Raw genomic sequence first — 8,291 nt, forward strand, 5'->3', positions numbered from 1 at the left:
ATCTTGGCGGGGGTGGTGGCGGGCTTCCCGGTGGCGGGGGCTTCGCCGGTCACGTCGTCACCTGGCATCTCGGGCTCCGCCGGGGTCACGGTGACCTCGGCAGCTTCATCGGCAACCGGCGTCTCGGGCTCCGTCACGGTCACGGTCACGGGAGCCTCTGCCGGTTCATCGGCGATGGCGGCTTCGGGCTCGGGCTCGGCTTCGATCACCGGCTCGGGCTCGGCCTCGGCGACCGGCTCGGCCTCGGTGGTCACGGCGGCGGGGGCGACCTCGACCTCGGGCTCGGCTTCGATCACCGGCTCGGGCTCGGCCTCGGCGACCGGCTCGGCCTTGGTGGTCACGGCGGCAGCGGCGACCTCAGCCTTGGCCTCGGCTTCGATCACCGGCTCGGGCTCGGCCTCGGGCTCGGCTTCGACGATCGGCTCGGGCTCGTGCTCGGCTTCGATCACCGGCTCGGCCTTGGTGGTCTCGGCGGCGGGGGCGACCTCAGCCTCGGCCTCGATCACCGGCTCGGGCTCGGCCTCGGCGATCGGCTCGGCCTCGGTGGTCACGGCGGCAGCGGCGACCTCGACCTCGGCCTCGGCTTCGACCACCGGCGCAAGCTCAGGGATGGGCTCCGGCTCCGGCTCAGCCACACGCTCCGGCTCCGGCTCAGCCACACGCTCCGGCTCCGGCTCAGCCACACGCTCCGGCTCCGGCTCAGCCGCAGGCTCCGGGACAGAGGCCGGTTTAGCCTTAGCCGCAGGCTCCGGGACAGAGGCCGGTTCAGCCTTAGCCGCAGGCTCCGGGATAGAGGCCGGTTCAGCCTTGGCCGCAGGCGTCTGCGCCGGCACCGTCACATTGTCGAACGCCGCCGCCACCAGCGCATCGACCTCCGACGGCGTCGGCTCAGGGCTGGGTGCCGGTACCGACACCTTCTGCTCCGGCTCAACCTCACGCTCAGGCGTGGCCTCAGCCGCAACCTCAGGCTCAGGCTCAGCCGGGGCCTCAGCCCCCTTACGTGACGACCGTCCGAACGCGTTCCGCAGGACACTCAGAATGCCCATGGGTGCACCCCTTCGCGTGAGTTGATTCCCGATAACCCCTGGCCAGGGCGGACACGTAAGGTTAGCCGCCGCAATCCGCGATCTTGGTGAGGGTCGCCGTAGCGTCACCCTTACCACTCGCGCGCACGTCAACTGCCCTCTGTGCGCCCCCGGTTCACCCCCCGTTCACCCGGCGTCCGCCGCCCTGCTCACCTCCACCCCTAGCGTCGCGGCGGAAACAAGCCACGCCCACAAAACGGAGGAACCGTGCGCAAGCTGCTGCCGATCATCACCTCGCACCAGGGGAGCGGCGGCCGTTCCGCCATGACCTGCCGTTTCCGCTGTGGTGATGCCTGCTTCCACGAGGTGCCCAACACCAGCGACAACGAGTACGTCGGTGACGTCATAGCCGGTGCGCTCAGCCGCCGCTCGATGATGCGTGCCGCGGCCGTCGTGACGGTCGCCGGTGCCGCGGGCGGCGCCGTCATCGCCGGTCCCGCCGCCCCGGAGGCCACCGCGGCCCCCCAGAAACCGTCGTCGCAGAAGAGCAAAACGGGGGCGCGCGGACTCCGCTTCACGCCCGTCGCGCCCAACACCACCGACGCCGTCACCATCCCCGACGGCTACGCCCAGAACGTCGTCATCCGCTGGGGCGAGCCCATCCTCCGCGGCGCCCCCGCCTTCGACGCGGACCAGCAGACCGCGAAGGCGCAGGCCGGACAGTTCGGGTACAACAACGACTTCCTCTCCCTGCTGCCGCTGCACCGCGAGCACGGCCGCCAGGTCCTCGTCGCCAATCACGAGTACACGGACGAGATCCTGATGTTCAAGGGGTACGACCCCGAGAAGCCGACCCGCGAGCAGGTCGAGATCGCCTGGGCCGCGCACGGCCTCTCCGTGGTGGTCGTGGAGGAGGAGAGGAAGAGCGGGAAGCTGGCCGCCGTCAGCCGCCACCAGCTCAACCGGCGCCTGACCGCCACCAGCGAGTTCCGCCTCTCCGGCCCCGCCGCCGGCAGCGCGTTCGTCCGTACGAAGGCCGACCCGAAGGGCGTCACCGTCCTCGGCACCCTCAACAACTGCTCGGGCGGCACCACCCCGTGGGGCACGACCCTGCATGGTGAAGAGAACTTCAATCAGTACTTCGGCAACGCCGAGAAGGTCACCGACCCCACCGCCGCCGCGCGCCTCAAGCGGTACGGCGTCATCGGCGCCGCCTCCGAGCGGAAGTGGGAGCGGTACGACGACCGGTTCGACCTCGCCAAGGAGCCCAACGAAGCCAACCGCTTCGGCTGGGTCGTCGAACTCGACCCGTACGACCCGGAGTCGACCCCGCGCAAGCGCACCGCGCTCGGCCGCTTCAAGCACGAGGCCGCGCAGCCGCGACTCACGGACGACGGCCGCCCCGTCGTCTACATGGGCGACGACGAGAAGTTCGACTACTTCTACAAGTTCGTCAGCAGCAAGAGCGTCGCCAAGGGCAAGTCCCGCGCCGCGCACGAGCACAACCTCACGCTCCTCGACGAGGGCACGCTGTACGTCGCCAAGCTGACCGGCGACTCCCCGGCGAGCGAGATCGACGGCAAGGGCACGCTCCCGGCCGACGGCGAGTTCGACGGCGGCGGGACGTGGATCCCGCTCGCCACCGCGGGACCGGGCAAAAAGGCCGTCTCGCACGTCGACGGCATGACCGCCGAGGAGGTCTACGTCTTCACGCGCCTCGCCGGTGACAAGGTCGGGGCCACCAAGATGGACCGTCCCGAGGACATCGAGCCGTCCCCGCACACCGGCAAGGTGTACGTCGCGCTGACGAACAACTCCGACCGCGGCAAGGCGGGCAAGGCCGGAGCGGACGAGGCCAACCCGCGGAACTTGAACAAGCACGGGCAGATCCTGGAGCTGACCGAGCGCCGCGGCCGCGCCGAGGCGACCACCTTCGCCTGGTCGCTGTTCCTCGTGGCCGGTGACCCGAACGACCCGGCGACGTACTTCGCGGGCTTCCCGAAGGACAAGGTCAGCCCGATCTCCTGCCCGGACAACGTCGCCTTCGACCCGCACGGCAACCTGTGGATCTCGACGGACGGCTCCCAACTCGGCTCGCACGACGGCCTGTTCGGCGTCGCGACCAAGGGCGGCCGGCGCGGTGAGCTCAAGCAGTTCCTCACCATGCCGAAGGGCGCGGAGACCTGCGGCCCGATCGTCCAGGACCGCCGCGTGATCGTCTCCGTGCAGCACCCGGGCGAGATCGACGGCGCGTCCGTGGAGAAGCCGGCGAGCGTCTGGCCCGACGGCGCGGGCAAGATCGTCCGCCCGTCGGTGGTCTCGGTGTGGCGGGAGGACGGCTGCGACATCGGCGTCTGACATAAGGGTCTGGCATAAGGGTCTGGCATAAGGGTCTGGCATAAGGGTCTGGCATAAGGGTCTGACCCGGTCATACGTGGATGGGGGCGCCCCGAGCCCGCGGGGTGCCCCCATCGACGTACCCGAACAAAGTCACCTCACGCCGCAGGCGACGCCGCGTCCCCCGCCCGCCCCGTCCGCAGCAGCCACTCCCCGTACGCGGGCGCCTGCCGTGCCGCCTCCCAGTAGGCGGCCTCCAGCTCGCCGTACACCGCGTCGAGCTCCCTCTCCGTACGGGCCGCCACCAGCAGTCGTACGCCGAGCGGGTCGCCGTGCAGTGGGCGGACGGCCATGTCGGGTCTCGCGCGCGACGTCGGCTGGCAGAGGGTGACCACCTCGCCGGTGGCGACGAGGGAGGCCGCGGTGAGGTAATCGCCGTGCAGGACGCGGGGGTTGAGCTGCCCGGCCTCGCGGAGCACCCGGACGAGACCGTCCCACTCGCCGTCCACGGTCGGGTCGACCATCCACCGGTCGTCGGCGAGATCACTGAGGTGTACGACGGACTGCGCGGCCGCCGGATGGTCGGCCGCCAGGAAGACGAACTGGGGCTCGCGCCGCACGAGCACCCGCGTCCGCAGCGCCTCGGGCAGCCGCAGCGGGCTGCCCTCCACCTCGTGCACGAAGGCGATGTCGAGCTGGCCGTCGGCGACCATCCGCAGCAGCGCGTTCGCGGAGACGTCCATCTGGAGCGAGGTCTCGGTGCCGGTCAGGTGGACGCGAAGGCGGCGCAGCCAGCCCGGTATGGCACGGCTCGCCGTGGAGCCGATGCGCAGGTGCGGGCCCTCGGCGGCGAGGGCGGCGGCCGCCTTGGTCTCGCTGATGAGCGCCCGCATCTCGCTGACGAGGGGGCGGGCGCGGCTGAGGGCGAGGCGGCCGAGCGGGGTCGGGCGGCAGCCGGTGCGTTCGCGGGCGAAGAGCTGGCCGCCGACGGCCTGCTCGATGCGCCGCAACTGGGTGGTCAACGACGGCTGGCTCATGCCCAGTTGGCGTGCGGCCTTGTGCAGGCTGCCCGTGTCGGCGATGGCGCACAGCGCGCGGAGGTGCCTCACCTCGAGCTCCATGGTCAGTGAGCGTAGAGCGGTGAGCGGCGCCGCACCAGACTCACAAACCCCACGGGAAGCACGCGAGTTGGTCACGGCCGGAAGGCGGGTGATAGCTCCGGGCTATCGCTGGTTGCCATCATCCGCGGATGCCACCGGCTCCCCGACACTCCCCCTACCGAACCGTTCACCTTTCATCGAACGAGTAGGGAGCCCCCCACATGAACAAGCGTTACCTCTCGGTCGCGTCCGTCATCGGCCTCGCTGTCGCAGGTCTCGGCACCACGTCGGCGACGGCCGCAACCCCCACGCAGGCCTCCCCCTCCACCACCGCCGCGTACTCCCAGTACGCGGGCTCCGGTGAGGAGGCCGCGGCCAACAAGGCGTTCTTCGACGCCGTGTTGAAGTCGGTCGCGGAGAAGCGTGCGGCCAACCCCGGCGCGAAGCAGGTCACCGTGGTGTACGACGCCTCCGGTGCGCCGACCTTCGCGCAGCAGATAGCCGGCAGTACCTCCATCTGGAACAGCGCGGTGTCCAATGTGAAGCTCCAGGAGGGGAGTGGCGGTGCGAGCTTCGAGTACCGCGAGGGAAATGACCCGCGTGGCTCGTACGCCAGCACGGACGGCCACGGCAACGGGTACATCTTCCTGGACTACGCGCAGAACCAGGAGTACGACTCGACGCGCGTGACGGCGCACGAGACAGGGCACGTCCTCGGTCTCCCGGACCACTACGAGGGCCCCTGCAGCGAGCTGATGTCCGGAGGCGGCCCCGGCACCTCCTGCACCAACGCGCAGCCGGACGCCAATGAGCGCGCGCAGGTCGACCAGCTCTGGGCCAACGGCCTGGCCAAGGCCCTGCACAAGCTGGGCAAGCTGGACAAGGTGAGCTGATCCACCTCTCACATGCCGGGCGGGCTGATGGGTTTCAGCCCGTCCGGCGCGGCGAGGCGATCGCCCTCGCCGCCGCCACCTCCTGGCGGAGGGGCTCAAGGACGCTGTCCTTGGGGCCCGTGAAGTCGGCCGACACCTCCTCCAGGGTCTCGGAGGACCGCAGACCCTGCGCCAACTCCCTCAGCTGACCGGCGACTTCGCGCACCTCCGGAGGAGCCGGCGCCACCGCCCCATGCCGGATCCGCACCCGCGCGGCGGTGGTCGCGTCCACCACCCGCTCCACGGCGACCATCAGCGGCCACCACGCCGCGGCCCGCGTCCCCACCGGCGGCGGCTCGGTCAGGGCCCGCTGGAACTCCGTACGGATGACGGAGAGATCCCGGTAGAGGCGGCGCCGCATCCGCGCCCGTGCGGCCGGGTCCTCGGTGGCCCCGAACGCGCACTCCACGTACGAAGCCGTATCGGCCACCGCGTCCGCGAGCCGGTCCCCGATCCGCGTGTGCCAGCTCTCCGGCCAGAGCAGATACCCGGCCACCAGCGAGATCGCGCAGCCGATGAGACTGTCGACGAGGCGCGGCACGACGAGCCCGAAGCCCTGGTGGTTCAGGATGTCCGACAGGAGCAGGATCACCGGGGTGATCGCGGCCGTCTGGTAGCCGTAGCCGCGCGGGGTGAACGCCGGGATGAGCGCCGCGAGCACCATCATCACCGGCACGTCCCACCACCCCCGCGGCACCTCCGCCAGGACGGCCGCGGCGACCACGAGCCCGGCCACGGTGCCGAGCGCCCGCAGCACCGCGCGTGAGAAGACCGAGCCGAAGTCGGGCTTGAGGACGAAGGTGACGGTGAGCGCCACCCAGTACGAGCGCGGCACCTCGATGAGGGAGACGAGGGACTGGGCGATGCCGATGCAGAGCGCGAGCCGCAGGCCGTAGCGCCAGGACGCGCTGGAGAGCAGGACGTTGCGGGCCGCGCGGCGGGCGCGTACGCGCAGGGCCGCGGGGCGGCCGAGGCGGTCGTCGACGTCGACGATGCCGTGCGGGTCGGCGTCGTTGAGGGTTTCGGTGACGTGGCGCAGGGCGTGGTCGACGGCGCGGGCGGCGGGATTCTCCGGCTCGGGGAGCACGGGCTCGGGGACGGTCGCGCCGCCCGGCCCGGCGACCACGTCAGCGAGCCGCCGCACCTCGGCGGGGATCTCCGGCGACAGCGGGACCCCGCACTGGTGCGCGGCGGGCGCGGCCTCGACGACCGGCGTGATCGCGTTCAACTGGGCGATCAGGCGCACCAGATCGGGGTTGCGGCCGTGCGAGCGGGTGCGCCGGGCGAGGACCAGGTCGTACGACTGGTTGAGCGAGGCCGTGACGGCGGTACGCGCATCGCCGTACCCCTCCGTGCCCGCGGCCTCGAGCAGCGCGGCCACGCTGCGGTACGTCCCGGCGACGGCGGCCCGCTCCGGGATGCCGGACCGTATCGGCCAGGCGAGCAGCGCGAGGGCGAGGACGAGCAGCCCGCCGCCGGCGATCAGGAGGGGCGCGAGCCACCATTCCCCCGGCATCGGAAGCCCCGCCCCCACCACGGAGTTGAGCAGCAGGAGCAGCCCGGACACGGAGGCGACGGCGCCGATCGTCGACATCATCCCGGAGACGAGCGCGACCAGCGTGACGACCCCGACCGCGACCCAGCCGTGGCCGAAGACGAGCGACCCGACGGTGACGCCGAGCGCGCCGAAGAGCTGCGGCACGGCGATGTTGAAGATCCGCATGCGGTACGCGTCGGCGGTGTCGCCGATGACACCGGAGAGCGCGCCCATGGAGACGAGCGCTCCGTAGGCGGGCTGTCCGGCCGCGAGGCCGATGGCGAGCGGGAGCGACATCGCGACGGAGGCACGGGCGACCGCGGCCCACGGTACGGGCGAGGACTGCGGTTTGAGCGTCCTGACCAGCCAGCCGGGCGGGGCGAGCGTGCTCAAGGGGCCCGCTGGGCCGGGTGATTCGGGACGGGGCATGCGCCCATTATCGACGCTTTACGTGACTTGCCCGGACCTCAGCGGTCCTGTTTCTGCCGATGCAACGTCAGGTCCACGACCAGGGCCCGGTGGTCCGTGTCGTCGATTTCCAGGAAGCGGGCGTCACGGGCCGAGAAGTCCGGGGTGGCGAGCACATGGTCGATCTGCGTGCCGAGCGGCGAGATGAGCGAGGACGGCCAGCTGGGCGTGCGGGCGGAGCCGGCGAGCCGGGCGGCGTCGCGCAGACCGCCCGCGTCGAGGATGTCGCGGAAGGCGGCGTGGTCCTGCGTGGCGTTGAAGTCGCCCCCGATGATGGTGGAGCCGCCCTTGCCCTCGGCGGCGTAGTCGCGCAGACCGCCGAGCTCGGAGCGCCATACGTGGACCTGCTTGGGCTGCGGCGGCATGGGGTGGGCGAGCTGGACGCGGATCTCGTGGCCGTCCTTCAGTTCGGCGACGGCGCCGGGCATGCCGAGGGTGCCGGGGATGCCGCTGGCCTTCTTCAGCGGGAGCTTGCTGACGATCAGCGAGCCCTCCGCGCCGCCGGCTTCGCTGCCGCTGCGGTACGGGTACTCGGAGCGGGGCAGCTTGTCGCGGAGCGTGTCGGAGCAGGTGTAGTCGCACTCCGGGACGAAGAGCAGATCCGGCTTCTCCTTCCGGACGGCGTCGACCAGACCCGGCGTCCCCCGCCCGAACTCGACATTCGAAGCCATGACGCGGATCTCGGCGACGGCGGGTCCCTTCGGGGCACTGGCCTGGCCGTACGGCTCCATGAACCAGGCGACGAGGCCGAGTACGAGGACTGACCACACGAGGCCGATGCGCCACCTCGCCAGGGCGGCGAGGAGGAGGGCGACGACGGCGGGGGCGAGCAGCCAGGGGAGGAAGGCGAGGCTGTCTCTTATACAGATCTCCGAGCCCACGAGACGCTCAT

Annotated in this window: 5 protein-coding genes and 1 pseudogene; 2 read left to right on the forward strand and 4 right to left on the reverse strand. The window is 71.5% G+C overall.

From position 1 onward, the window contains the following. Window positions 1-635 (reverse strand): annotated as a pseudogene (locus E2651_RS38195) (Toxic cation resistance protein); the annotation flags it as partial. A 657-nt stretch (window positions 636-1,292) separates the two neighbouring features. Between E2651_RS38195 and E2651_RS38200 the strand changes: the two are divergent. Continuing rightward, a complete protein-coding gene (locus E2651_RS38200; protein WP_135335871.1) occupies window positions 1,293-3,383 on the forward strand; it encodes a PhoX family protein in 2,091 nt (696 codons plus the stop codon). Window positions 3,384-3,520: 137 nt separating this feature from the next. Here the strand turns inward: E2651_RS38200 and E2651_RS38205 are convergent, their stop codons facing one another. Further along, entirely contained in the window at window positions 3,521-4,483 is a 963-nt protein-coding gene (locus E2651_RS38205; RefSeq protein WP_135335872.1) for a LysR family transcriptional regulator, read from the reverse strand. Window positions 4,484-4,683: 200 nt separating this feature from the next. Here E2651_RS38205 and snpA point away from each other — a divergent pair, with 200 nt between their 5' ends. Further along, entirely contained in the window at window positions 4,684-5,355 is a 672-nt protein-coding gene (gene snpA, locus E2651_RS38210; RefSeq protein WP_135335873.1) for a snapalysin, read from the forward strand. 34 nt (window positions 5,356-5,389) lie between these two features. On the opposite strand, the gene E2651_RS38215 is transcribed toward snpA, so the two are convergent. Both E2651_RS38215 and E2651_RS38220 read right to left on the reverse strand, forming a co-directional pair. After that, window positions 5,390-7,360: an FUSC family protein gene (locus E2651_RS38215; protein ID WP_135335874.1), complete on the reverse strand. Its 1,971-nt coding sequence runs from the start codon at window positions 7,358-7,360 to the stop codon at window positions 5,390-5,392. A gap of 38 nt (window positions 7,361-7,398) precedes the next feature. Beyond that, window positions 7,399-8,291, reverse strand: an 893-nt coding sequence (locus E2651_RS38220) for an endonuclease/exonuclease/phosphatase family protein (RefSeq protein WP_135335875.1), incomplete at its 5' end; no start/stop codon positions are given.

It is taken from the genome of Streptomyces sp. MZ04, assembly GCF_004684775.1.
Taxonomy (GTDB): Bacteria; Actinomycetota; Actinomycetes; order Streptomycetales; family Streptomycetaceae; genus Streptomyces.